The 26,450-nt window shown below is 63.5% G+C and carries 20 protein-coding genes; 10 read left to right on the forward strand and 10 right to left on the reverse strand.

Going from position 1 to position 26,450, the window contains the following annotated elements; all coding sequences use genetic code 11:
• Nucleotides 1-206 precede the first annotated feature (206 nt).
• From pdxB to rlmM, 3 genes are all read right to left on the reverse strand, one after another.
• A complete protein-coding gene (gene pdxB / locus WF331_RS17655; protein WP_016500763.1) occupies nt 207-1,349 on the reverse strand; it encodes a 4-phosphoerythronate dehydrogenase PdxB in 1,143 nt (380 codons plus the stop codon).
• Nucleotides 1,350-1,409: 60 nt separating this feature from the next.
• On the reverse strand, nt 1,410-1,652 hold the full coding sequence (gene tusA / locus WF331_RS17660) for a sulfurtransferase TusA (protein WP_016500764.1): 243 nt from the start codon (nt 1,650-1,652) through the stop codon (nt 1,410-1,412).
• Nucleotides 1,653-2,317: 665 nt separating this feature from the next.
• Nucleotides 2,318-3,382 (reverse strand): 23S rRNA (cytidine(2498)-2'-O)-methyltransferase RlmM, encoded by a 1,065-nt coding sequence (gene rlmM / locus WF331_RS17665; RefSeq protein ID WP_016500765.1) that lies wholly within the window; start codon nt 3,380-3,382, stop codon nt 2,318-2,320.
• Nucleotides 3,383-3,606: 224 nt separating this feature from the next.
• On the opposite strand from rlmM, the gene acnA reads away from it, so the two are divergent.
• Both acnA and WF331_RS17675 read left to right on the forward strand, forming a co-directional pair.
• On the forward strand, nt 3,607-6,348 hold the full coding sequence (gene acnA, locus WF331_RS17670) for an aconitate hydratase AcnA (protein WP_340623160.1): 2,742 nt from the start codon (nt 3,607-3,609) through the stop codon (nt 6,346-6,348).
• Between the two features lie 193 nt (nt 6,349-6,541).
• A complete protein-coding gene (locus tag WF331_RS17675; RefSeq protein ID WP_049272873.1) occupies nt 6,542-8,107 on the forward strand; it encodes a methyl-accepting chemotaxis protein in 1,566 nt (521 codons plus the stop codon).
• A 331-nt stretch (nt 8,108-8,438) separates the two neighbouring features.
• Here the strand turns inward: WF331_RS17675 and WF331_RS17680 are convergent, their stop codons facing one another.
• The 5 genes from WF331_RS17680 to WF331_RS17700 form a co-directional block, all read right to left on the reverse strand.
• On the reverse strand, nt 8,439-9,323 hold the full coding sequence (locus tag WF331_RS17680) for a pseudouridine synthase (RefSeq protein WP_016500769.1): 885 nt from the start codon (nt 9,321-9,323) through the stop codon (nt 8,439-8,441).
• A gap of 51 nt (nt 9,324-9,374) precedes the next feature.
• A complete protein-coding gene (locus WF331_RS17685; protein WP_016485613.1) occupies nt 9,375-9,683 on the reverse strand; it encodes a hypothetical protein in 309 nt (102 codons plus the stop codon).
• 65 nt (nt 9,684-9,748) lie between these two features.
• Nucleotides 9,749-10,180, reverse strand: coding sequence for a D-Ala-D-Ala carboxypeptidase family metallohydrolase (locus WF331_RS17690; RefSeq protein WP_016500770.1), 432 nt, complete (start codon nt 10,178-10,180; stop codon nt 9,749-9,751).
• 109 nt (nt 10,181-10,289) lie between these two features.
• On the reverse strand, nt 10,290-10,529 hold the full coding sequence (locus tag WF331_RS17695) for a glutaredoxin family protein (protein ID WP_019473185.1): 240 nt from the start codon (nt 10,527-10,529) through the stop codon (nt 10,290-10,292).
• A gap of 72 nt (nt 10,530-10,601) precedes the next feature.
• The gene (locus tag WF331_RS17700) at nt 10,602-11,810 is read right to left on the reverse strand and encodes an ammonium transporter (protein WP_016500772.1); all 1,209 of its coding nucleotides are present in this window, start codon (nt 11,808-11,810) and stop codon (nt 10,602-10,604) included.
• Between the two features lie 313 nt (nt 11,811-12,123).
• On the opposite strand from WF331_RS17700, the gene WF331_RS17705 reads away from it, so the two are divergent.
• The 8 genes from WF331_RS17705 (at nt 12,124) to dacB (ending at nt 21,201) form a co-directional block, all read left to right on the forward strand.
• Nucleotides 12,124-12,438 carry a DUF883 family protein gene (locus WF331_RS17705; RefSeq protein WP_016500773.1) on the forward strand — a complete coding sequence of 105 codons (315 nt, stop codon included), beginning with the start codon at nt 12,124-12,126 and terminating at the stop codon, nt 12,436-12,438.
• 9 nt (nt 12,439-12,447) lie between these two features.
• Entirely contained in the window at nt 12,448-12,822 is a 375-nt protein-coding gene (locus WF331_RS17710; protein WP_016500774.1) for a phage holin family protein, read from the forward strand.
• Nucleotides 12,819-13,148: a hypothetical protein gene (locus tag WF331_RS17715; protein WP_016500775.1), complete on the forward strand. Its 330-nt coding sequence runs from the start codon at nt 12,819-12,821 to the stop codon at nt 13,146-13,148. The genes WF331_RS17710 and WF331_RS17715 overlap by 4 nt, the downstream gene beginning before the upstream one ends.
• 147 nt (nt 13,149-13,295) lie before the next feature.
• Nucleotides 13,296-14,627 (forward strand): deoxyguanosinetriphosphate triphosphohydrolase, encoded by a 1,332-nt coding sequence (locus tag WF331_RS17720; protein ID WP_016500776.1) that lies wholly within the window; start codon nt 13,296-13,298, stop codon nt 14,625-14,627.
• A 285-nt stretch (nt 14,628-14,912) separates the two neighbouring features.
• Nucleotides 14,913-15,530, forward strand: a complete 618-nt coding sequence (locus WF331_RS17725; RefSeq protein ID WP_016500777.1) for a response regulator transcription factor — start codon at nt 14,913-14,915, stop codon at nt 15,528-15,530.
• An 8-nt stretch (nt 15,531-15,538) separates the two neighbouring features.
• Nucleotides 15,539-19,171, forward strand: coding sequence for an ATP-binding protein (locus WF331_RS17730; protein ID WP_340623161.1), 3,633 nt, complete (start codon nt 15,539-15,541; stop codon nt 19,169-19,171).
• 41 nt (nt 19,172-19,212) lie between these two features.
• Nucleotides 19,213-19,557: a YggL 50S ribosome-binding family protein gene (locus WF331_RS17735; RefSeq protein ID WP_016500779.1), complete on the forward strand. Its 345-nt coding sequence runs from the start codon at nt 19,213-19,215 to the stop codon at nt 19,555-19,557.
• A 186-nt stretch (nt 19,558-19,743) separates the two neighbouring features.
• Nucleotides 19,744-21,201 carry a D-alanyl-D-alanine carboxypeptidase/D-alanyl-D-alanine endopeptidase gene (gene dacB / locus WF331_RS17740; RefSeq protein WP_016500780.1) on the forward strand — a complete coding sequence of 486 codons (1,458 nt, stop codon included), beginning with the start codon at nt 19,744-19,746 and terminating at the stop codon, nt 21,199-21,201.
• A gap of 131 nt (nt 21,202-21,332) precedes the next feature.
• On the opposite strand, the gene WF331_RS17745 is transcribed toward dacB, so the two are convergent.
• Both WF331_RS17745 and rlmKL read right to left on the reverse strand, forming a co-directional pair.
• A complete protein-coding gene (locus WF331_RS17745) occupies nt 21,333-23,723 on the reverse strand; it encodes a sensor domain-containing diguanylate cyclase (protein WP_284361463.1) in 2,391 nt (796 codons plus the stop codon).
• Nucleotides 23,724-23,817: 94 nt separating this feature from the next.
• On the reverse strand, nt 23,818-26,010 hold the full coding sequence (gene rlmKL, locus WF331_RS17750) for a bifunctional 23S rRNA (guanine(2069)-N(7))-methyltransferase RlmK/23S rRNA (guanine(2445)-N(2))-methyltransferase RlmL (protein WP_174371388.1): 2,193 nt from the start codon (nt 26,008-26,010) through the stop codon (nt 23,818-23,820).
• Nucleotides 26,011-26,450: the final 440 nt, after the last annotated feature.

The raw sequence follows: 26,450 nt of genomic DNA on the forward strand, positions 1-26,450 counted from the left end.
GGCGAATTTTTTGCAACCCGGCGCCTGCGCCGGGTTTTTATTGCCCGCAGGTTTGCTTGGGCCCTTGTGGGAGCGGCCTTGCGTCGCGAGAGGGCTGCAAAGCAGCCCCGGCAACCCGTGCCGCGCTGCTGAAATCCTGGGGCCGCTTTGCGGCCCTTTCGCGACACAAGGCCGCTCCCACAACCGCAGATAACTCCAAAACTTGCTTAGACCAACTCCGCCCCCAAGGCACTCACCAGCTGCGCCAACTGCGGCGACTCCCCACGCAAGCGCACCGCCAACCCTTCAATCTCGCGCCGCGGCGGGTATTGCTTGCGCAACTGGTCGAACGCCGCACGCTGCTGCTGCGGGTCGTCACTCAGGCTGCGGCGGAAGTCGGCATCGTCGCGGCGTGGGTCGTACACGGCGCGGCACAGGGTCGCCAAGGCCCAGGCCGGGTCGGTGCTGGCATCCAGTTCGATTTGCGCCAGCGGCGGTCGGGGCAGCAAGTCGGCCAGTTGCACCTGCTCGTCCACACCCAGGAACCGGCACAGCGCCTGGTAGATCTGCGCCGTGCCACGCTGGCGGCCGTCGAGGCTGTAGCCGGCAATGTGCGGTGAGGCCAATGTGCACAGGTCGGCCAGTTGCAGGTCGACCTGTGGCTCGCCCTCCCACACGTCCAGCACTGCATGCACGTCTTCACGGTCCAGCAGCAGCTCGCGCAGGGCGGCGTTGTCCACCACCGGACCACGGCTGGCGTTGATCAGCCAGGCACCCGGACGCAACTGCGCCAGCTGCGCCTGGCCGAACAGGTGCCAGGTCGGGTGCTCGCCATCGCGCTGCAACGGGGTATGCAGGCTGATCACATCGCACTGTTGCACGATGGTTTCCAGGCTGACGTAGTTGCCGCCCTCGGCGGCCTGGCGTAGCGGATCGCACACCAGCACCTTCCAGCCCAGGCCGTGCAGCACCCGCACCAGGCGGCCACCCACTTCACCCGCGCCCACCACGCCATACACCCGCTCGGGCAGTACCGCGCCATCCAGCTCGGCCAGGGTCAACAGGCTGCCCAGCACGTAGTCGACCACACCGCGGGCATTGCAGCCCGGCGCACTGCTCCAGCGAATGCCGGCTTCGGCAAAGTAGTCCAGGTCCAGGTGATCGGTACCGATGGTGCAGGTGCCGACAAAGCGTACGCGGCTGCCTTCGAGCAACTGGCGGTCGACTTTGGTTACCGAGCGCACCAGCAGGATATCGGCGTCCTTGACGCTGGCGGCATCGAGACTTCGGCCGGGGTAACGGCGGATTTCACCGAAACCCTGGAAAAAGGCATCGAGCAGCGGAATGTTCTCGTCGGCAACTATCAGCATGGCGCTCTCCTGTCTGGGGAACGCAGTGTAGGCGCAACGTCGGGCGTGTTCCAGAGCGCTTCAGTCGGCTTTCTTGCGAATCCAGTACAGGAAGGTACCGGCGTCTTCTTGCTGCTGCAGCAGTTCGTGGCCGAGGAAGTTGCAGAACTTGGGGATGTCGCGGCGGGTCGACGGGTCGGTGGCGATCACCTTGAGCAGGCCGCCGGCGGCCAGGTCGCGCACGTGCTGGTGCAGCATCATCACCGGCTCCGGGCAGTTCAGGCCGGTGGCATCGAGGATGGCGTCAGGGGTGAAATCGGTCATGGGGGGCTCCGAAAATGATCGCCATTGTCGCGCATAGCGCGACGCGGTCCAAGCACCGCTTGAGAAATGCGCAGCTGCCCGCCAGCCCAGCTCTTGCTCTTGCTCTTGATCTTGCTTTTGATCTTCGCGACTTCAGGAGGCCGAACGCAGGCCTTGCGGAGGGAGGTGACGGGCATGGATGCCCGTCAAGCGCTGGGCCCCAGGATGGGGCCTGCAGCGCGGTCCTCCCGGGAGCGAGGCTGGAGTGAGGGAACCCCGGAGCGAAGCGCAGGGGCCGGATGATCGGAGCGCAGCGTTTTTTGGTTACTTTTTTGTCGCGTTTGACAAAAAGTGACTCGCCCTAAGGTCGAAAAGGTGAGTAAGCGTCGCCATCACAAATGGACTGTTCGCTGAACCAAAACAGCCAGATCCGCTTTTTAGCTTCTTGCGAGATGGGCCTCAACACAGTGTAGACATTCGTTCGCGCAGGTGGCGCTGAGTCACCTTTGCGCCCTTCCGGCGGGTTACTTCGGTCTTGGCCAAAGTAACCAAAGCCGTCCGCTCCCATCATCCGGCCCCTGCGCTCGGCCTCCTGAAGTCGCAATCTGCGTCGCCTGAGCTACCGCGCGCTTAGAAGCAAAAACCGAAGCAAGAGCTACAGGCGGAGCGCGAACAGCGCGCTGGGCTCAGCGCGGCTTCAGATCGAGCCGGCGCAGGTGGCAAGTCACTTCCTCGCGGTCGTGGTACAGCTGCTTGCAGGCAATCGATACCCTGATCTTGCGCGCCTTGAACGTCGCCTCCATGCGATCGAGCAGCCGGCGTACTTCGGCATAGCGCTGCTTCATCGGCAGCTTCAGGTTGACCACTGCCTCGCGGCACAGTCCCTCGCCCAGCCAGGTTTCGATCAGCGAGGTGGTGCGCGCCGGCTTCTCGACGATGTCGCACACCATCCAGTCCACCGGCTGCTTCGGCTGCCAGGTAAAACCATCAGCCATCAGGTGCTGAACCAGGCCGGTGTCCATCAGGCTTTCGGCCATCGGGCCGTTGTCGATGGCGGTCACCAGCATGCCCCGGCGCACTAGCTGGTAAGTCCAGCCACCCGGCGAAGCGCCCAGATCAACGCCGGTCATGTCATCGCCCAGGCGCTGCTCCCACTGCTCGCGCGGGATGAACTGATGCCACGCTTCTTCCAGCTTGAGGGTCGAGCGGCTGGGTGCCTCGCGGGGGAATTTCAGGCGCGGGATGCCCATGGGCCACAGGGCACTGTTGTTGGCCGGCGCAACACCGGCGAACACCCGCCGGCCGCTGATGAAGGTGAGCAGCAGGCGTGGGCGGCTGGCGTCGTCAACCAGGCGGCCGGCCTTCTCCAGCGCCTTGCGCAGCGGCACTTCGAACTTGCGGCAAAAGGTAGACAATTCCTTGCCTTCGTTACTGTCCAGCACTTCCAGCCACAGGCTGCCGAACACAGGCAAGTCGGCCAGCTCCGCCAGCAGCACACTGATGCGGTCAGTTTCCGGCAGTTCGACATAACCGCCCCGGGCCCACTGGCGCGGGAAAATCAGCTCGTTGAAACGCAGCGCCCCCATCAGCCGCTCGGCGCCGCCTTCTTCGGTACAGACAAACTCGGCGCTGGCACTGTGCGGCTTGCCTTTGGCATAGCCAGCAATACCCAGACGGGCGGCATGTTCGCTGATTTCGGCGCACACCTCGCCCTCGAAACCGGGCCGGCAATGCATGAACAGGGTATTCATCTCTCACTCCACTACGGCTGGCGCGCAACAGGCGCCGGCAGGGCGGCGATAATAAAGGAAGTTCGGAACCTGCGACACGCCCCGCCGGTCCAGAAAAGGGTCAGGGGCCGCAAACCGGTCTAACCTGACCACTCAGCCAGGTCCGTACCGTGCGGATCGAAACAGAGCGGTGACACCGGCAGACCTTGAGTATTTGCCGGGCACCGGCGCAGAAGGAGTTGGCAATGCCCTCGCTCGACAGCCTGAACACCCTCAACACCCTCAAGGTCGGCAACCAGACCTATCACTACTTCAGCCTTACCGAGGCCGCCCGCCAGTTGGGCGACCTGCAACGCCTACCCATGTCGCTGAAGGTGCTGCTGGAAAACCTGCTGCGCTGGGAGGACGGCCAAACCGTCACCGGCGATGACTTGCGCGCCATTGCCCAATGGTTAAGCGAGCGGCGCTCCGACCGCGAGATCCAATACCGCCCGGCGCGCGTGCTGATGCAGGACTTCACCGGCGTGCCGGCCGTGGTCGACCTGGCCGCCATGCGCGCAGCCATGGCCAAGGCCGGCGGCGACCCGCAGCGGATCAACCCCTTGTCACCGGTGGACCTGGTGATCGACCACTCGGTAATGGTCGACCATTACGGCACGCCGCAGGCCTTCGGCGAGAACGTGGATATCGAAATGCAGCGCAATGGCGAGCGCTATGCCTTCCTGCGCTGGGGCCAGAGCGCCTTCGACAACTTCCGCGTAGTGCCGCCGGGCACCGGCATCTGCCACCAGGTCAACCTGGAATACCTGGGCCGCACGGTGTGGACCCGTGAAGCCGATGGCCGCACCTACGCCTTCCCCGACACCCTGGTCGGTACCGACTCGCACACCACCATGATCAATGGCCTGGGCGTGCTCGGCTGGGGTGTCGGTGGCATCGAGGCAGAGGCGGCCATGCTCGGCCAACCCGTGTCGATGCTGATCCCCGAGGTGATCGGCTTCAAACTGACCGACAAGCTGCGCGAGGGCATCACCGCCACCGACCTGGTGCTGACGGTAACGCAGATGCTGCGCAAGAAAGGTGTGGTGGGCAAGTTCGTCGAGTTCTATGGCGACGGCCTGGCCGAGCTGCCGCTGGCAGACCGTGCGACCATCGCCAACATGGCACCAGAGTATGGCGCCACCTGCGGTTTCTTCCCGGTTGACGAGGTGACCCTGGACTACCTGCGCCTGTCGGGCCGACCAGACGCGACTGTGCAACTGGTCGAGCAGTACTGCAAGGCCCAGGGCCTGTGGCGCCTGCCGGGGCAGGAGCCGTTGTTCAGCGACAGCCTGGAACTGGACATGCACGAGGTCGAAGCAAGCCTGGCCGGGCCCAAGCGGCCGCAGGACCGCGTGGCGCTGGGCCAGGTCAGCCAGGCCTTTGACCATTTCATCGAACTGCAGCCCAAGCCGCTGGCCAAGGAAGTCGGCCGCCTGGAAAGCGAGGGTGGCGGCGGTGTAGCGGTGGGCAACGCCGACCAGGCTGGCGAGATCGACTACAGCCATGGAGGCCAGACTCACACCCTGCGCGATGGCGCCGTGGTGATTGCCGCGATCACCTCCTGCACCAACACTTCCAACCCCAGTGTGATGATGGCGGCCGGGCTGGTGGCGAAAAAGGCCCTGGAAAAAGGCTTGCAACGCAAACCCTGGGTCAAGAGCTCGCTGGCGCCGGGCTCCAAGGTCGTCACCGACTACTTCGAGGCAGCGGGGCTCACCCCTTACCTCGATCAACTGGGCTTCGACCTGGTCGGCTATGGCTGCACCACCTGCATCGGCAACTCCGGCCCGCTGGACGAAGCGATCGAGAAAGCCATCGGCAGCGCCGACCTCACCGTCGCCTCGGTGCTGTCGGGCAACCGCAACTTCGAAGGCCGCGTGCACCCGCTGGTCAAGACCAACTGGCTGGCTTCGCCACCGCTGGTAGTGGCTTACGCGCTGGCCGGCAGCGTGCGCCTGGACCTGACCCGCGACCCGCTGGGTACGGGCAACGACGGCCAACCGGTGTACCTGAAGGATATCTGGCCAAGCCAGCAGGAAATTGCGGCGGCCGTGGCCAAGGTCAATACCGCTATGTTCCACAAGGAATACGCCGAAGTGTTTACCGGCGATGCGCAGTGGCAGGCCATCGAGGTACCACAGGCTGCCACCTACGTGTGGCAGGCCGATTCTACCTATATCCAGCATCCGCCGTTCTTCGACGACATCGGCGGACCGCCGCCACGCATTGCCGACATCCACGGTGCGCGGGTACTGGCTCTGCTGGGCGACTCGGTGACCACCGACCATATCTCCCCTGCCGGCAACATCAAGGCCGACAGCCCTGCCGGGCGCTATCTGCGCGAGAAGGGCGTGGAGCCACGCGATTTCAACTCCTACGGCTCGCGGCGTGGCAACCATGAAGTGATGATGCGCGGCACCTTCGCCAACATCCGTATCCGCAACGAAATGCTGGGGGGTGAAGAAGGTGGCAATACCCTTCACGTGCCAAGCGGCGAGAAGATGTCGATCTACGATGCGGCCATGCGCTACCAGCAGGAAGGCACCCCGCTGGTGGTGATCGCCGGCCAGGAATATGGCACCGGTTCGAGCCGCGACTGGGCGGCCAAGGGCACCAACCTGCTGGGGGTCAAGGCGGTGCTGGCGGAAAGCTTCGAGCGCATTCACCGCTCCAACCTGGTGGGCATGGGCGTGCTGCCGCTGCAGTTCAAGGCCGGCCACGACCGCAAGCAGCTGGTGCTGACCGGCAAGGAGCGGATCGACGTGCTGGGCTTGAGCGGTGCACAGATCCGCCCTGGCATGAGCCTGCCGTTGCGCATCACCCGCGAAGATGGGCAGCAGGAACAGATCGAGGTGCTGTGCCGGATCGATACCTTGAACGAAGTGGAGTACTTCAAAGCCGGCGGAATTCTGCACTACGTGTTGCGACAGATGATCGCCGGCTGAGGCTGGGAGGTACGGCTGCGAACTTGCGGCGCTCTCGAGACCGAGCGCCGCCCGCGATGCGCCGCGCGGGCGGCGCTCGATTTCACAGGCGCCACAGCTCCAACGCCGGACCAAACGCAGCAACGTTAAATAATCATTCAATAAAACCAGTGGCTTGCCGATACCTGTCCAAAGCCCTGCGGACTATCACCCCATGCGTAACAACCAGCCGATTACCCAGAGAGAACGGACTTTCCCTGCCCAGCAGCGGTTGATCTCCACCACCAACGCCAAGGGCGTGATCACGTACTGTAACGATGCCTTCATCGAAATCAGTGGTTTCACCCGCGAAGAGTTGACCGGCGCGCCGCATAACCTGGTACGCCACCCCGACGTGCCTCCTGCCGTGTTTGCCCATATGTGGCAAACCCTGAAGCAGGGCCAGCCGTGGATGGGCATCGTCAAGAACCGCTGCAAGTCCGGCGACCACTACTGGGTCAACGCCTACGTCACACCGATTTACGACAACAACCAGGTTGTCGGTTTCGAGTCGGTGCGGGTCAAGCCAACCGCTGAGCAGATTCGCCGCGCCGAAGCACTGTACCAGCGCATCAACCAGGGCAAGCCAGCTGTACCTCGCAGGGACAAGTGGCTGCCGGTGCTGCAGGACTGGTTGCCTTTCATCCTGATCAGCCAGGTGGGCTTCCTGATCGGCAACTGGCTGGGCCATTCCTGGGGCTTTGCTCTGGCTGCCGGGCTATCCGTACCCCTGGGCCTGCTGGGCTTGAGCTGGCAGCAGCGCGGCCTCAAGCGCCTGTTGCGCCTGGCCGAGCAGACCACCTCCGATCCGCTGATCGCGCAGATGTTTACCGACAGCCGTGGCGTACAGGCGCGTCTGGAAATGGCCATGCTCAGCCAGGATGCCCGCATGAAAACCTGCCTGACCCGCCTGCAGGACAGTGCCGAACACCTCAGCGACCAGGCGCGCCAGTCCGACGCCCTGGCGCACAAGAGTTCTTCGGGGCTGGAGCGCCAGCGGGTGGAGACCGAGCAGGTCGCCGCCGCCGTCAACCAGATGGCCGCCACCACACAGGAAGTGGCCAACCACGTTCAGCGCACCGCCGATGCCACCCAAGAAGCCAACCGCCTGACCAGCCAGGGCAGGCAGATTGCCGGGGAGACCCGCGAGGCCATTGAGCGCCTGTCGGCAGCGGTGGGCGAAACCGGTCAGACGGTCACCCAACTGGCCAAGGACAGCGACGAGATTGGTGGCGTCGTCGATGTGATCAAGGGCATTGCCGACCAGACCAACCTGCTGGCACTGAATGCGGCCATCGAAGCGGCGCGTGCCGGTGAAATGGGCCGTGGCTTTGCTGTGGTGGCCGACGAAGTGCGCCAGTTGGCCCAGCGCACTGCCGAATCCACCGGGCAGATCCACGGCCTGATTGCCAAGCTGCAACAAACCGCCAGCAACGCCGTGCTGACCATGGAAACCGGCCACCGCCAGGCGCAGGAAGGCGTCGACCGTGTGATGCAGGCTGACGAGGCACTGGTGGGGATCAGCGAAGCGGTGGCCAACATCACCGACATGGCCACCCAGATTGCCGCCGCTACCGAAGAGCAGACTGCAGTGGCCGACGAAATCAGCCGCAACATCAGCACCATTGCCGAACTGGCCGACCAGACCGCCGAACAGGCGCAGCATTCGGCACTGCTGAGCGAGGAGCTGACCAGCACGGCGGGCAGCCAGTATTCACTGGTGGAGCGGTTCAACCGCTAATGCTCGCGACTTAAGCACTCCACCGCTGTGGATGGCACCGGCCCTGCCGGTGTTCGCGGCTAAAGCCGCTCCCACAGCAACCGAGTGCCCTTGAAGCCTGCGACGTACCTGTGGGAGCGGGCATGCCCGCGAAGAAACCAACGCGGTAGATGGCACCGGCCCTGCCGGTGTTCGCGGCTAAAGCCGCTCCCACAGCAACCGAGTGCCCTTGAAGCCTACCTGTGGGAGCGGGCATGCCCGCGAAGAAACCAACGCGGTAGATGGCACCGGCCCTGCCGGTGTTCGCGGGCATGCCCGCTCCCACAAGGGCCGCGTATGCCTGCGGTCTGTGTTACCAGTCCAGACGCAGGCGGCTCTCGAAATAGCGCTCTTCGCCGCTCAACGGGTCCTCGAAACGCAAGCTCTGCGCCAGCAGTTTCAGCGGCCGCTGGTAGTCATCAGCTGCATCAAGCAGCTGCGGATAGAACGGGTCATTGCAGATTCCCGCCCCCAAGGCTGCCATGTGCACGCGCAACTGGTGGGTCTTGCCGGTCACTGGCGACAGCCCATAGCGCCACAGCTCACCGTTCTTCTCCAGCACCTCGGCCAGAGTTTCGCTGTTGGCCTCCCCTTCCACTTCGTGCATACGGAAAAACGGCTCGCCATGCACCAGGCGGCTTTTGTGCACCAGTGGAAATGCATGCTGCGGCAAAGCCGCCGCAATGGCCTGGTAGCGCTTGTCGATGCGCCGTTCAGGGAACAGCCGCTGGTAGGCGCTGCGGCTGTGCGGGTTGGCAGAAAACAGCACAAGCCCGGCGGTGTGCCGGTCAATGCGGTGCAGCGGCACCAGGTGCGGGTTATCCAGGCGACGGATCAGGCGGCGCAGCAAGGTCTGCTCGACGTATTCACCGGTTGGCGTCACCGGCAGGAAATGCGGTTTGTCTGCCACCACCAGGTGTTCATCCGCGTGCAGTACCACCTCCTGCACCGGGATCGGCCGCTCGTTCGGCACTTCGCGGAAGTAGTGCAAACGCATGCCACGCTTGTAGGGTAACTCGGCGGCAACCGCCCGGCCCTCGGCATCCAGCACCCTGCCACGGGCAAAACGGTCGAGCCACTGGGCGCGGTCGATGGCCTTGAAATGGTCGCACAGGCAATCAAGCACCGTCGCCCAGTTACCGGGGGGCAGGCACACCGTGCTGGCTTGCTGGCGGGCGGGGTCGAAGGGCGCGGTCATGGCAGGGCTCGGAACGTTCACGGCCGCGCATTATCGCCCAAGCCCGCGCCCTCAACCAGCCTGGACTATCGCCTCGCTGCGTTCCTTCAGCCAGCGCAGCACCTGCACCGGTTCCCAACGGCCTGGGTCGTAAAGGGCATAGAGCAACCCTTGGTAACCCACCACATCCAGCCCGCGGTGGTAACCGGCACGCTGGAACAAGGCCTCGATTTCGGCGAAGCAGGTATTGAAGTGCACTTTACCGAACGGCGTGCGGTCGTCGGTCACCAGGCCTTCGAGGCGCAGTTCCAGAACGGCGTCAGCCACCCGATCCACGGGCATGCGGTTGACGCTGTACTTGAGTTGCTCGACGTTGAGCATGGCTTTACCTCGATACTGTATTTATATACAGCATACGAACATCCCCTTGCCGCCGTCAATGCGCTTCATTGCAGCCCCGCCAGGTAGCCACTGCCTTTGCGCATGGTCAAGACCTGCCGACGCGGCGTGCCCGGGGCCACCGACAGATGCACCCACCTGTCGAACTCCAGGATGAGTTGATCGAACGGCACGGCGCTTTCGCTGATCCTGCGCACGGTTTCCCGAGGGCTGACTTCAATTACCGTGAAGTCCGCCGCCAGGCCTTGTACATGCTGGCTGTTCGTGGCACCGCCGATCAACCGGTTGACCTTCTCGCTGCGAAAACCGCTGCTGACGATGATCGGCGCGCCGAACAGTGCGCGCACCTGCTCCAGCGCACCGCACAGCAATTGCAGGTTGGCCCTGGCTTCAGGGGGCGGGGTGTTATCGAATCCGTCCCTGGCGGCGAGCTGGGATACGGTCATTTCATCGAACGTGAAATGTGGGGTGATCAACATGGCGAACTATTCCGATGATGAGGGAGGTAGCGGCGCCAGAGTGCGCCGGCACCTGATCATCAGCTCGCGTCACAGATCATGGAGCAGGGTTGCGACTCCTCTGCGGCCTTCATTGCCCAAGGAACGCCACCACCTGTTCGGCATCGAACGGCCAGTGCAGCTCGGCGGCATTGTCGCAGCGTCGCAACACTGGAATGATCAGGCCGTAACGCTCGAACAAGGGCTCGCTCTCGGCAATGTCGACCAGCTCCACCAGCAGGCCATGATCGACGAAAGGCATCAGCACAGCTTCGGCCACTTCACACAGGTGGCAGCCGAGGGTGCCGAACAGTTGGCATTCAGGCAGCATGGGCAGGTCCCGGTTTGACATGCAGAGAAACCTATTCTAGGTCTGTCGCGCCCGTCATGCACCTGACCTGGCTCAATCCTGGCTGGTGGCGCCGATACGGTGCAGCGACAAGTCCGCACCCTGAAACTCCTGCTCATGGCTCAAGCGCAGCCCATGCAGCGCGCGGATTGCGCCATAGACGCCAAAGCCGCCGACCAATGCCACCACAACGCCCATCAGGCTGCCCAGCAACTGGCTGATCAGGCTGACACCGCCCATGCCACCCAGTGCCGCCTGGCCAAAGACGCCGCAGGCAATGCCACCCCACACGCCGCACAGGCCATGCAGTGGCCACACGCCCAGCACGTCGTCGATCTTCCAGCGGTTTTGCGCTGCGGTGAAGGACCAGACGAACAACGCGCCGGCCACCAGGCCGGTGGCTAGTGCGCCAATCGGGTGCATCAGGTCGGAGCCGGCGCAAATCGCCACCAGGCCGGCCAACGGCCCGTTGTGCAGAAAGCCTGGGTCGTTGCGCCCGGCCAGCAAGGCCGACAGGGTGCCACCGACCATGGCCATGAGCGAGTTGATCGCTACCAGCCCGCTCACCCCCTGCAACGTCTGGGCACTCATCACGTTGAAGCCGAACCAGCCGATGATCAGAATCCACGAGCCCAACGCCAGGAAGGGAATGCTCGACGGCGCAAACGCCACCAACCGGCCCTCGCGGTAGCGCCCACGGCGCGCGCCCAGTAGCAGCACCGCCGCAAGGGCCAGCCAGCCGCCCATGGCATGCACCACCACCGACCCTGCAAAATCGTGGAAAGGCGCGCCGAAACGGGCCTGCAACCAGGTTTGCAGCCCCAGGTTGCCATTCCATACCACGCCCTCGAAGAAGGGGTAGACAAACGCCACGATCAACGCCGTGGCACACAGTTGCGGCACAAAGCGCGCCCGCTCGGCGATGCCCCCGGAGATGATCGCCGGGATCGCCGCAGCGAAGGTCAGCAGAAAGAAGCACTTGACCAGCGCATAGCCATGGTCGACCGCCAGCGCCGCTGCCGGCTGGAAGAAATTGACGCCATAGGCTATCCAGTAACCGATGAAGAAATACACCAGTGCCGAAATGGCAAAGTCGCTGAGGATCTTCGACAAGGCGTTGACCTGGTTCTTGTGGCGCACCGTGCCCACTTCGAGGAACGCGAAGCCGGCATGCATGGCCAGCACCAGAATGGCGCCCATGAGAATGAACAGGGTATTGGAACCGTGGACCAGGGAGTCCATCGCGCTGTGCATGTTTTCCATGAAATAGGCAGACCTGCTGAAAAAGGCACCAGGACAGTTCAAGAACCTGCATCCCTGCACCGAATCGGTGCCAGCCCCCTGCCCTGTTTCGGTGACCGGGTCGGAGCCTGCGTGGTTTTTTCTTGGGTTTGTCGAGGATTGGGTTAAGGTTTATCGGTACCCGCTGCGCTAGCGCCCTGAATCGGCGCAATAGCTGCCAGCGACGCCCCGCAACGTGGCAATGCCTTAGCAAGGCCCATACCAGCACCGGCACTTGAACCTTCCGCGCGTGCTATTACTCGAATTACCATCACTCATCGACAGGGAGAGGCCCATGGCCAGCAAATCGGCAAAGACTGCACAAGAAATTCTGATGGCTGACTTCCAGGCTTTGGTACGCGACACCGAGCGGCTGCTGGCCGACACTGCCAACCTGGCCGGCGACCAGGCCGACGAATTGCGCGAACAGATTCACGACCGCCTGACCCAGGCTCGCGAAACCCTGCAACTGACCCAGGACTCTGTCCGCGAACGCGGCCAAGCCGCGCTGGGCAGCGCCGAGCAGTACGTGCAGGAAAACCCGTGGCAGGCAATCGGCATCGCGGCCGGTGTCGGCCTGTTGATCGGCCTGCTGGCCAACCGGCGCTAAGGGGTTCCCATGGAGAATGACGCCAACGGCGCCAGCGCCTCGGGCAAGCGCCTGGGCGCCGCAGCGCTGGGGCTGCTGCACAGCCATATCGAACTGTTCGGCATCGAGTTGCAGGAGCAAAAGGGCCGCACCTTGAGCCTGCTGCTGTTCGCAGGCCTGGCCCTGGTGTTTGCCCTGTTGCTGCTGACGGCCCTGTCCGGGTTGTTGCTGGTGCTGCTGTGGGACAGTTATCGCCTGGCCGGCATCATCGGCCTGTGCGTGTTCTATGGCCTTGCCGCGCTGTACTGCGGCTTGCGCCTGAAGGCTGCGGTGTTCGACGAATCGTCGCCCTTCGGGGCCACCCTCGACGAACTCGCCAAGGACCGGGAGCGCCTGTTGCCATGAGCCTGCCACAACTGCCAAACACCCGTAACCCGCGCGAACTGCGCAAAGCACTGCTGCGCCTGCGCATGGAGATGCACCGCCAGGAAATTCGCCATGAGTCCGGCCAACTGATGGAACCGCTGCGCCGCGTGCGCGGCATGGGCAGCTCGCTGCATGAAGGGCTGGGGATCAAGCATGCGCCTTTGTGGGGGATTGGCGCCGTGGTGGCGCTGGGTTTCCTCACCGGCAAGGGCGTGCGCAGCGGTAACCTGGCGCGGCTGGTGCGCCTGGGCAGCAGCCTGCTGCCGCTGGTGCGCCTGTACCTGCAAGGCAACCGCCGCCCCTGAGCCCTGCACATTCCTTTGCAGGAGCGGCCTTGTGCTGCGAAGAGGCCGGCCCGGTAACACACGTGTATCGATCAAACGGGCCTCTTCGCAGCACAAGGCTGCTCCTACAGGATATGCTGCTTCCTTCGATCCACAGGAGAATGCGCCTTGGACTGGCACACCCTGCTCACCCGTGAACGCCTGGGCAAAGCTCTCTACAGCGCCGATGAACTCGGGCGCAGCCCTTTCCACAAAGACCATGACCGCATCATCTTCTCCGGCGCCTTTCGCCGCCTCGGGCGCAAGACCCAGGTGCACCCGGTTACCAGCAACGACCATATCCACACGCGTCTCACCCACTCGCTGGAAGTCAGCTGCGTAGGTCGCTCGCTCGGCATGCGCGTCGGGGAAACCCTGCGCGACAACCTGCCCGACTGGTGCGCCCCCAGCGACCTGGGGATGATCGTGCAGTCAGCCTGCCTGGCCCACGACATCGGCAACCCGCCATTCGGCCACTCCGGCGAGGACGCCATCCGCCACTGGTTCCAGCAGGCCGCCGGGCGTGGGTGGCTGGATGACATGAGCGACGACGAGCGGGCTGATTTCCTGAATTTCGAGGGCAATGCCCAAGGCTTTCGCGTACTCACCCAGCTGGAGTACCACCAGTTCGACGGCGGTACGCGGCTGACCTACGCCACCCTCGGCACTTACCTGAAGTACCCCTGGAGCGCGCGCCACGCCGACGCGCTGGGCTACAAGAAGCACAAGTTCGGCAGCTACCAGAGCGAGCTGCCCCTGCTTGAGCAGATCGCCCGCAAGCTCGGCATGCCGCAACTGGAAGAGCAACGCTGGGCGCGCCACCCGCTGGTGTACCTGATGGAGGCCGCCGATGACATCTGCTATGCGCTGATCGACCTGGAAGACGGCCTGGAAATGGAGTTGCTGGAATACGCCGAAGTCGAAACGCTGCTGCTTGACCTGGTCGGCGAAGACCTGCCAGAAACTTACCGCCAGCTAGGCCCACGCGATTCCCGCCGGCGCAAGCTGGCGATTCTGCGTGGCAAGGCTATCGAGCACCTGACCAACGCCGCCGCCCATGCGTTCGTCGAGCAGCAGCAGGCATTGCTGGCCGGACACCTGGCAGGCGACCTGGTCGAGCACATGCACGGCCCGGCCAAGCGCTGCGTGCTGCAGGCCAAGGACATGGCGCGCAACAAGATCTTCCAGGACAAGCGCAAGACCCTGCACGAAATCGGCGCCTACACCACCCTGGAGATTCTGCTCAACACCTTTTGTGGCGCAGCGCTCGAACAGCACGGCGGGCGCACCCCCTCGTTCAAGAGCCGCCGGGTACTGGACCTGATCGGCAACAATGCCCCGGACCCGCATGCCTCGCTGCACAGCGCGTTCCTGCGCATGATCGACTTCATCGCCGGGATGACCGACAGCTATGCCAGCGAAATGGCCCGCGAAATGACCGGGCGCTCCAGCCCCACCTGAATCACGCCGGTGCAGCCACGGCCCCTCAGCCGGTGCTGCACCGCGTATTGCAGGAAACTTCCTACATATACTGGCAGCAAGTTAAACAGTACGAATAAAAGCCCATGAAAAGTTACCAAAGACGCTTTGACATTGGGTCAAACACAAAAAATTCGTAGCCCGTTTTGTTTTATCTTGTAAGCCATTTCCCATAAGGAGCGAATCGCCCTCCCCCGCATGCCCGATGACTTCCAACTGCGATAAGGTGCCGGTTGTCCCCCTCAATCGCCCGCAGGGAAGTTGAACATGCATTCCATATTTATTGTCGACGATCATCCTGTCATCCGCCTGGCCGTCCGTATGTTGCTGGAAAACCAGAATTACAAGATCGTCGGCGAGTCGGACAACGGCGTGGACGCCATGCAGATGATTCGTGAAGCCGCGCCCGACCTGGTCATCCTCGACATCAGCATCCCCAAGCTAGACGGCCTGGAGGTACTTTCCCGCTTCCAGGCCATGGCCCTGCCATTGAAGGTTCTGGTATTGACCGCCCAGTCTCCGGCATTGTTTGCCGTGCGTTGCATGCACTCCGGCGCCGCAGGCTATGTGTGCAAGCAGGAAGACCTGAGCGAACTGCTCAGTGCTATCAAGGCGGTACTGGCCGGCTACAACTACTTCCCCAGCCAGGCAATAAAACACAACCAGACAACCGATACCGAGCTGCAACTTTTCCGCCAGGTAAATGACCGCGAACTGATGGTACTGCAACTCTTCGCCCAAGGCCGCAGCAACAAGGAAATTGCCAAGGGCATGTTCCTCAGCAGCAAGACTGTCAGCACCTACAAGAAGCGCCTCATGCACAAACTTCAGGTCAGTACACTGGTTGACCTGATCGAAATAGCCAAACGCAACGCGCTGGTCTGAGGGTGGTCATGCCGCACCCTATTGCTCGCCTGCTGCTCGCCCTGCTCCTGTTCAGCGGCGTAGCGCAGGCCACCTATCAAGGGGCCTCGTCCTATACGTTACTGGCTCGGTCATCGGCCAAGCCGACCCAACCCATGCTCACGGCCGAACAACGGCAATGGCTCGAAGGCCGTCAGGAACTGGTACTGGGCACGTCGGCGCCAGACTACCCGCCGTTCGACATCACCAGTGGCGGCCGCGACTACCAGGGCCTCACCGCCGAGTACGCGAGCCTGATCGGCACAGCCCTGCAGTTACCCATACGGGTGCTGCGCTTCCCCAGTCGGCAGGCGGCGGTGGAGGCGCTCAGGCATGGTGATATCGACCTGCTTGGCAGCGCCAATGGCTACGAAGCGGCCAGCGACGGCCTGGCGCTGTCGCAACCGTATGCCGTTGACCAGCCGGTGCTGGTAACACGCGAAGACGAAAGCCGGGCGCTCGACATGGACCTGGCCGGCCTGCGCCTGGGCATGCTTTACCATTACCTGCCCAAGCAGGAGGTACGCAGCACCTACCCCATGGCCGAGCTGCTGGCCTTTGGCTCCTCCAGCCAGGCCTTGAACGCCGTGGCGTTCGGGCAGGCCGACGTATACATCGGCGATACCATCTCCACCCACTATCTGCTTAACCGCGGCCACCTGCCGCGTCTGCGCATGGCCAATTTCGGCAAGCACGAGGCCATCGGCTTCGGCTTTGCCTTGCGCCAGCAGGACACGCTGCTGCTGGAGGTGGTGAACGCCACACTGGACAGCCAGCCCCCCGCCCTGCGCGCCAGCATCTTCAAGCGCTGGAGCGCCGGCAGCGACCTGCTGCTGACCGAGCGCAAGCTGCAACTGACCGACGCCGAGGAACAATGGCTGCAAGATCACCCGGTGATGCGCGTGACGATCGATGATACGGCTGCGCCGCTATCGTATTTCGATGGCTCGGGGCATTTTCGCGGCATCACCGCCGACCTGCTGGAGTTCATCAGCTTGCGCACCGGCTTGCGTTTTGAAGTGCAGCGTACCAGCGGCATCGCCGACATGATCGCCCGCCTCAAGGATGGCCGCGCTGATGTGATTGCCGCACTGGCCACCGGCGCGGTGACCGACGATGACCTGCAAGTCAGTCGGCCCTACCTGGAGAGCGCCTTCGTGCTGGTAGGCCGCAAGGACGATATGGCCCTGAACACCCTCGATCAGTTGCAGGGGCATCGCGTGGCCATTACCCGCTATAGCGCCATGAACGCAAAGCTCTCGCGGCACTATCCGGCAATCGGCTGGGTCGAGACCGAAAGCGGGTTCTATTCCATGGCATTGCTCAACAGCGGGGCGGTGGACGCAGTGATTACCACGTTGCTCGACGCAAACCATGCCTTGGCCAACAACCCTGGGCTGGTCATCCGCACCACGGTAGGCAGCGAGCCCGCCAACTTCGCCATGGCCACCAGCACTCCGTCACAGGCGATGATGTCGATCCTCGACAAGGCGTTGCTGAGCATTTCGCCAGAAGAGCTGGGGGTAATCAACAACCGCTGGCGCGGCTTCGGCCAGCACGACGATGGTAACGGCAAAGGCTACAGCCAGCTTGCGCTGCAGGTGGTGCTGGGCATGGTCGCGCTGCTGTTGCTGGCCTTGCTCTGGAACGCCCGCCTGCGCCTGCAGATTCGCCAGCGCCAACGCGCCGAACGAGCACTGAACGACCAACTGGCGTTCATGCGCGCCCTGCTCAACGGTACCCCTCACCCCATGTACGTACGTGACCGCGAGGCCTGCCTGCAAAGCTGCAATTACAGCTATCTGGAAGCCGTGCAGGCCCGCTCCGATGAAGTCATCGGCAAACAGCTGGACGGCAGCCTCTTTGCCGACGAAGAGCAAACCCGGCAGATCCAGGCCGACTACCTGAAAGTCATGGCCGCAGGCTCGCCGTTGATCATGGACCGGCCACTGCGGATCAAGGGCCGCGAAATGACCATCTATCACTGGATACTGCCGTACCGCGACTCGCTGGGAGAGGTGCAGGGCATCATCGGCGGCTGGATCGACATCAGCGAGCGCCGCCAGTTGGTCATGGAACTGCGTCAGGCCAAGCAGCAGGCCGACGATGCCAACCGCGCCAAGAGCACCTTCCTGGCCACCATCAGCCATGAAATCCGCACCCCGATGAATGCCGTCATCGGCATGCTCGAACTGGCAGTCAAGCGCGCCGACCAGGGCCGGGTAGACCGCAGCGCACTGCAGCTGGCCCACCATTCAGCCAAGGACCTGCTGGGCCTGATCGGCGATATTCTGGACATCGCGCGCATCGAGTCTGGCCACTTGTCCCTGGCACCGGAGGTCGTCGACCTTGCAGCACTGGTCGAATCGGTAGGGCGTATTTTCGAGGGGCAGGCGCGCCAGAAAGGCCTTGCTCTGGAGGTAAGGATTGCACCCGCCGCGCGCTGCCACGCAGTGCTCGATCCCCTGCGCTTCAAACAGGTGTTGTCCAACCTGGTGAGCAATGCCATCAAGTTCACCGAGCATGGCCAGGTCCGTATCGGCGTCAGTCTGCAGGATGACGGCAACACCACGCCCGCAGTGCTGGAACTGGAAGTACGCGACAGTGGCATCGGCATCCACGCCGACGACCTGCAACGCCTCTTCAATCCGTTCATCCAGGCCAACCCGCACAGCCAGGGCGCCCGTGCCGGTACCGGGCTAGGCCTGGCCATCTGCCGCAGCCTGTGCGAAATGATGGGCGGCAGCCTGACCATCAAGAGCCTGGAAGATGTTGGCACCCAGGTGCGCCTGAAGATGCCGCTGCAGCGGATTGACGCCGCCCCACCCCCAGCGCCGCTCCTCGAGCACCTCGATGTGCCTGACCCGCGGCTGAACGTACTGGTGATCGACGACCACCCGGCCAATCTGCAACTGATGGCGCAGCAGCTCGGCTACCTGGGCCTGCCCCACGCCAGCGCCCGCGATGGCCGCGAAGGCCTGGCGGCCTGGCGCGCAGGCGACTTCGATGTGTTGGTGCTCGACTGCAACATGCCGCATATGAACGGATACCAACTGGCGACCGCCGTCCGTGCCGAAGAACGTCATGGCAAGCGGCTGCGCTGCACCATTCTCGGCTATACCGCCAATGCGCAGCCAGAGGTGCGCCGCCGGTGCCTGAGCGCCGGTATGGACGACTGCCTGCTCAAGCCGATCAGCCTGGGCACCCTCAGCCAGCACCTGGCGAGCATTCGTCCACGCCGCCAGCAAAAGCCCCGGCGCAAGCTTTACCATCTGGACGGCCTGGCTGCAGTGGTCGGGCATGACCCCGCCGACCGCCAGCGCTTCCTGCAGGTCTTGCAGCAAAGCCTGCAGGCCGACCTGGCCAGCTTGATGGCGCTGCATCCGGAGCATGACAGCGACGCCATTGCCGAGCAGGCCCACAAGGTGCTGAGTGCGGCCCGCATGCTGGAAGCCCCCGACCTGATGCAGGCCTGCGAGGCGCTGGAGGCCCGCGGCCTGCCCACGCACCTGTTGCGCCTGCGGCGCCAGGCACTGGCGCGGCACATGTGCCGTGTAGAACGGGCTCTGGCCAAGGAACTGGCCACCGGCGCGTGCACTCAGGCAGGCAGCCAGACGTGTTAACTGGTAGACTGCGCGGCGTTATTACCTAAGAGGATTGTTTCATGGCCACAAACCGCTCCCGTCGTCTGCGCAAAAAGCTGTGTGTCGACGAGTTTCAGGAATTGGGCTTCGAGCTGAACCTGGAATTCAAGGAAGATCTGGATGACCAGGCAATCGATGCTTTCCTCGATGCGTTCCTGGAAGAAGCGATGGACGCCAACGGCCTGGACTATGTAGGCGGTGACGATTACGGCCTGGTGTGCTCGGTCAAACGCGGCTCGGCCAGCGAAGAACAGCGCGCTGCCGTTGAAACCTGGCTGAAGGGCCGTAGCGAACTGACCAAGATCGAAGTCAGCCCGCTGCTGGACGCCTGGTACCCGGAAAAGCCGATCAACAAGGCTGAGTGATACCTGCCTGGCTTGATCGCTGAAAAGGCTGCCCTTGCGGGTGGCCTTTTTTATTGGCGGTGCTTTTCCGTCGAACGTGGCGCATCGTCGCTACGCTTGGGGCATAATGCGTACTCTTTCGTCGTGGGGCCATCATCCCTTACAGCCCCAATGCCCTTTTCCCTCGCCGCAGGGTATTTATCCATTATGATCAAAACGCTTCGTCCCTTCATTCTTGCAAGCCTGCTGTTGCCACTCGCATTGCCCAGCCAGGCCGCCGCCGTCAATACCACCCTGCCCGCCAAAGTGCAGCAGGCGCTCAAGGCCAACAAGCTGCAGGACACAGCCCTGTCGCTGGTAATGCTGCCGCTGGACGGCCCCGGCACGCCGACCGTGTTCAATGCCGATGTTTCGGTAAACCCGGCCTCGACCATGAAACTGGTCACTACCTACGCTGCCCTCGAACTGCTTGGCCCCACCTTCCAGTGGAAAACCGAGTTCTATACCGATGGCACCCTGAGCAACGGCGTGCTCAATGGCAACCTGTACCTCAAAGGGGGCGGCGACCCGAAGCTGAACATGGAAAAGCTGTGGCTGCTGATGCGTGACCTGCGCGCCAATGGCGTGCGCACCATCACCGGTGATCTGGTGCTGGACCGCAGCCACTTCGTGCAACCCAACCTGCCGCAGTTCAATGATGACGGCGGCGATGAAAACAAGCCGTTCCTGGTCAAGCCCGATTCGCTGCTGGTCAACCTCAAGGCCCTGCGCTTCGTTGCCCGCAACGATGGGGGCAAAGTCACCGTCGCGGTCGAGCCACCGATTGCCAGCATCCGTATCGACAACCAGGTCAAGGCGGTGGCTTCGAAGCAGTGCACTGGCGATGTGCGCTACAACCCGGTACCCCAGGCCGATGGCATCAGCGTAACCGTCAGTGGCCAGCTGGGTGACGGCTGCAACTCGCAGACCTACCTGTCGCTGCTCGACCACGCAACCTACGCCGCCGGTGCCGTGCGCGCGATCTGGAACGAGCTGGGCGGCAGCATCCAGGGTGGCGACCGCATCGAGAACGTGCCCAAGAGTGCTCGCCTGCTGGCCCGCGCCTTCTCGCCAGACCTGGTGGAAGTGATCCGCGACATCAACAAATACAGTAACAACACCATGGCCCAGCAGCTGTTCCTGAGCCTTGGCGCGCAGTTCCGCACCGATGCCGATGGCGACGATGCCCGCGCCGCCCAGCGCGTAGTGCGCCAATGGCTGGCGAAAAAGGGCATTACCGCGCCGCACCTGGTGATGGAGAACGGCTCTGGCTTGTCGCGTGCCGAGCGGGTCAGCACCCGGGAAATGGCCCAGATGCTGCAGGCTGCCTGGAAGAGCCCCTACGCTGCCGAGTTCATGAGTTCGATGCCGCTGGTAGGCATGGACGGCACCATGCGCAAGCGCCTGAAGCGCACCGCCATGACCGGTGAGGGGCACATCAAGACCGGCACGCTGAACACCGTGCGGGCGATTGCCGGCTTCAGCCGCGACAGCAACGGCCATACCTGGGCGGTGGCAGCGATTCTCAACGACCCGAAACCGTGGGGTGCCTCGCAGGTGCTCGACCAGGTGCTGCTCGACCTGTATCGCCAGCCGAAGCTGGCAGGCAGCACCGCGGCCAACTGATTGGTCAGCCAGTACCGGCCCTTTCGCGGCAAAAGCCGCTCCCACAGGTACTGCACAGGCCTCAAGCGCTGTGAAGATCCTGTGGGAGCGGCTTTAGCCGCGAAAGGGCCAGTACCCACAACTGGCAGCTATCAGGCGGATTCCCCTTCCACCCGGTCCCGCCCGGCCTGCTTGGCTGTATAGACACCCGCATCAGCCCGCAACAGCAAAGCATCGGCGCCCTCCCCCGGCCGCCAGCCCGCCACTCCAAAACTTGCGGTCACCTGGCCCACGCCGTCCACCGGCACCGTGCGCACCCCTTGCCACAACTCAAGCGCCAGCAGCCGCGCCTGCTCGGCATCGCTGCCCGGGCACAACACCATGAATTCTTCCCCACCCAGCCGGCAGAACACATCAGTACGCCGCAAGCGCTGGCCAATACGCTGGCACAAGCTGCGCAACACCCGGTCACCCATGGCATGGCCGAAGCGGTCGTTGATGCATTTGAAGTGATCGATGTCGAGCATGATCACGGCCAACGCCAGGCCGTCGCGCTGGGCGCGCTCCAGTTCGGCCTTGAGCCGGTCCTGGAAGTAGCGGCGGTTATGGATGCCAGTCAGCGAGTCGGTGACCGACAACGCACGCAATTCCTCCTCCACACCCTTGAGGTCGGAGATATCCGTCAGGTAGCCATGCCACAGGGTGCAGCCTTGCTCCCCCACCTCTGGCGTCGCTTCGCCACGGACCCAGCGCAGGCCGGCACGCGGCAGGCACACCCGGTATTCCTCGCGCCACGGCGCCAGGTGCTCGGCCGAGTAACGCACCGAGCGGCGCACGCGGTCCAGGTCATCGGGGTGGATGCGCTCGAACACCAGCGTGGCATCCTCGCGCAATTGCTGCAGGTCCACTTCGTAGATGTCGTACAGGCCTTGGCTGGCATAGGGAAAGCACGAATGGCCGTTGGCATCCAGGCGATACTGGTAAATGCCCCCCGGCACCTCGGCACTGAGCTTTTCCAGCAGCCGGTCGCGGGCCGCCAGCGCCTCGTGTACCCGACGCCGCTCGGTGACATCAATGCAGATGGCCAGGTAGCCAACCCACAAACCCTGTTCATCCAGCATGGCGGTAACCAGCATGTTGGCCACCAACTGGCTGCCATCGGCGCGCAACAAGGTCCATTCTCCGGGTTCAGCGCCATGCGCTTGCACCGTTTCGGCGAACATGGCCTGGCCACCGGCAATCGGGCGACCATAGCGCAGGCTCAGGGCATGGCCGCGCTGGCTCAGTTCCTCGGGCAGCACCAGGTTCTCAAGGCGCAACTGGCCGATCGCCTCGCTGGCCGGGTAGCCGAACATACGCTCTGCGCCGGCATTGAAGGTACTGACCACACCTTTGAGGTTGGTAGCGATGATTGCCACCTGGGTCGCCGCATCCAGCACGCTGCGCAGCTGGTTGTGAGTGCCGCGCAGCGACTGCTCGCTGACCCGCAGTTCGGCGGTGCGCTGCTCGACCAGGGCCAAGGCGCGTTGGCGCTGGCTGAACAGGCTGTAGAGCAAGGCACTGAGCAGCAGGCTCAACAACCCACCCAGCAGGACCACCGCCAGCACTGCCGACGAACGATTGGCCTGCACGAACGCCAGGCTCGGCAGGATGCTCAACTGGAAGTGGTGATCGGCCAGGTGCAACTGCTGATTGCTGGCCAGCGACAAGGGGGCGACCTGGTTCAGCGAATCGAACATCACTTCCGGCCCCTGCAACCCGGACGGATCAACGATGCGCACCACCAGGTTGTCATCCGCCGCCACTGGCCGCCCATCACTGACCAGCTCGCGCATGCTCAGCAAGGCCGTCACATAACCTACTGCTGCGCCATGCGGATTAGCGTCGGAAAACACCGGCGCCACCAGCAGCAAGCCACGCGCGTACGATGGGATCTCGTACATGGCCAGGGGTTCGGACACCGCCATGCTGCCAGGCCCGAGTGCCCGTGCCAGGGCAGCCTGGGATGCAGCCTGGCCGGCAAGGTCCAGCCCATAGGGCAACCCTGGCATTTCACCAGATTGGGTATACAGCACAGGGAAGTAATGGTCGCGCAGCGGCGCAGGGCGCCATTGGCCTTGCGCGTCCTGGTCACGGATCACATAGCCCGTGCCTGAATGCTCACTGGCATGGCGCTCGAACTCGGTGCGTTGCGCTGCTTCGATACGCGGCGCCCAAGCGTAGGCCAGGGTGCGCTGCAGCAATGGCCGGGCGTAACCGTCAAATTCGAGCGGGGTGACTTCGTTGGAAAAGCTGAAGAACCGCCGCAGGCCGTCCAGGCGCTGCTGCTGTTCATCAAAACGCTCGGCAATGCGGCTGAAGCGCTCGCTGGCCAGCAACTCGAAACGCTGGCGCAACTGCTGCTTGTAGAACGTCTGCGCGGCAAGCGCCAAGGCGGCCGTCAACAGGCCGCCCGCCACCAAAGCCACCAGCGCCACCGCCCAGGCGGACACCGCTTCTGTGCACAGGCCAAATAACCGCGCACGCACGCCACACTTTGACATACACCCATCTCGTCACGTCAGCGTCCTGCGGATTATCTCGCCCTCCTCACATTTATAGCTATTGGCCATTAGCCGCGCAATGTACCTCGTCGGCTCAACGCAATTGCAGGCGCCAGGCGCGGTGGATCCGGTTGTTTCGGGCAAAGTCCGGGTCCAGCGTCTGGGCGGTGATTTCTTCCACGGCATAGCGCGCCATCAGGTGCTCGTCGAGCTGGAACTTGCGGAAGTTGTTGGAGAAATACAACACGCCATCCGGGGCCAGGCGAGCCATGGCCAGGTCCAGCAGCTGTACGTGGTCACGCTGCACATCGAACACGCCTTCCATGCGCTTGGAGTTGGAGAAGGTTGGCGGGTCGATGAAGATCAGGTCGTAGCTGTCGCGGTTAGCTTCCAGCCATGCCATCACATCACCCTGCTCCAGGCGGTTGCGCTCGGAAAAGCCATTGAGCGCCAGGTTGCGCCGCGCCCAGTCGAGGTAGGTTTTCGACAAATCGACGCTGGTGGTGCTGCGTGCGCCGCCCTTGGCCGCATGCACCGAAGCCGTGGCGGTGTAGCAGAACAGGTTGAGGAAGCGCTTGCCGGCAGCCTCGCGCTGGATACGCATGCGCATCGGGCGGTGGTCAAGGAACAGCCCGGTGTCGAGGTAGTCGGTGAGGTTGACCAGCAGCTTGACGCCACCTTCGTTCACCTCCTGGAAGCGGCCCTCGGTGGCCTGGCGCTCGTACTGGCGGGTACCGCTCTGCCGCTCGCGGCGCTTGAGCACTACACGCTGCGGCGAAATACCCAGTGCCTGGGGGATGGCTGCCAGGGCATCGAGCAGGCGCGATTGAGCCTTCTCCGGGTCGATCGAACGTGGCGCGGCGTACTCCTGCACATGCACCCAGTCGTGGTACAGGTCGACCGCCAGGGCGTACTCGGGCATGTCGGCATCGTACAGGCGGTAGCAGTCAATCTGCTCGCGGCGGGCCCACTTGCCCAGTTGCTTGAGGTTCTTCTGCAGGCGGTTGGCAAACATCTGCGCCCCTTCCGACAGGCGCGCCGGCTCACTGGCTACCGGCGCTTGCTCACGGATTTCGGCGTTGTCAGCCTGCGCTTCGCGGCGCTCACCGGTCACGAACTGGTCGGGCTGCACCTTGAACAGCAGCAGCTTGCACGGCAAGGCGCCGTTCCAGAACGCGTACTGCTTGTGGCTGCGAATACCCATGCGCTTGCCCAGCTGCGGCGCGCCGGTGAACACCGCCGCCTCCCAGCCCATGCAGGCCTGGCGCAGGCGCTCGCCCAGGTTCTGGTAAAGGTACAGCAGGCTGGCTTCGTCACCCAGGCGCTCGCCATAGGGCGGGTTGCTGATGACCAGGCCTTTCTGGTTCTGGTCCGGGCGTGGCTCGAAGGTACTGACCTCGCCCTGATAGATTTTCACCCAGTCGCCCAGACCGGCGCGCTCGACGTTGTTGCGGCCCGGCTGGATCAGCCGCGGGTCGGCTTCGTAACCGCGGATCCACAGCGGTGGCTTGGCCAGGCCGGCCTGCGCCCGGGCCTGCGCCTCATCGTGTACCTTGCGCCACAGCGCCGGCACGTGGCCGAGCCAGGCACTGAAACCCCAACGTTCACGCTTGAGGTTGGGCGCGATATCGGCAGCGATCATCGCCGCTTCGACCAGGAAGGTACCCACACCACACATCGGGTCGGCGAGTGCGCCACCTTCGGCGGCAATGCGCGGCCAGCCCGAGCGGATCAGCACTGCTGCCGCCAGGTTTTCCTTCAGCGGCGCAGCACCTTGCTGCAGGCGATAGCCGCGCTGGTGCAGGCTGTGGCCGGACAGGTCGAGGGAAAGAATGGCCTCGCCACGGTCCAGGCGCAGGTGCACACGCACGTCAGGGTCGATCTTTTCCACCGACGGGCGCAGGCCTTCGCGGTTGCGCAGCTTGTCGACGATCGCATCCTTGACCTTCAGCGCACCGAAGTGGGTGTTGTCGATGCCCGAGCCATGGCCGCTGAACTCCACCGCGAGGGTGCCGTCGGCTGCCAGGTGGTCGGCCCAGTCAACCGCGTTGACGCCGTCATACAGGTCGTCGGCGTTCTTCATGGAGAAGCGCTTGAGCACCAGCAGCACCCGGTTGGCCAGGCGCGACCATACGCACAGGCGGTAGGCGGTTTCCATGTCGGCGGCGCCGCGAATGGCCGAGGTGTGCTCACGCACCTCGTCAAGGCCAAGGCCCTTGGCCTCTTCGGCAAGCAGGCTTTCGAGGCCTTTGGGGCAGGTGAGGTAGAGTTCGAAACGGTCCGACATGAGTATTCCAGAGCCTTGGGCTATTTGACTGACGAGGCGACGCATCGCCACGCGATGTTTGCCCGCATGCCTTTCCAGCAGGCGTGCGGGTGGCCGTTTCTGGCACATAAGTGTGCCGCGAAGGGCCGGGCCGCCTGACCGATCTGCGCTCGGCCAAGTGGCAAAGACAGCTTAGATCATCAGGCAGTACAAAAAATTCTGGCGATGGAGGGGCCTGTGTGACCCTTCGTCGCATTTCAAATTATTTCTGTCACCCGCGAGCAACGCTGGCGAAATGACGTCAATGATCAGCAAACCCTGATCATAGCGGGCTAAACCTCAAATAAGGTTAAGTCGCATTTATTTACTTATCCCCTGACCCTATGAAAGGTTACGTGCTTATGACAAATCGATCATTCACACCGTGACTCGCATTCGTTAGAACTGGTCTCAGGCCGCTT

This window comes from Pseudomonas sp. YNh (assembly GCF_037993085.1).
GTDB classification, from domain to species: Bacteria; Pseudomonadota; Gammaproteobacteria; order Pseudomonadales; family Pseudomonadaceae; genus Aquipseudomonas; species Aquipseudomonas putida.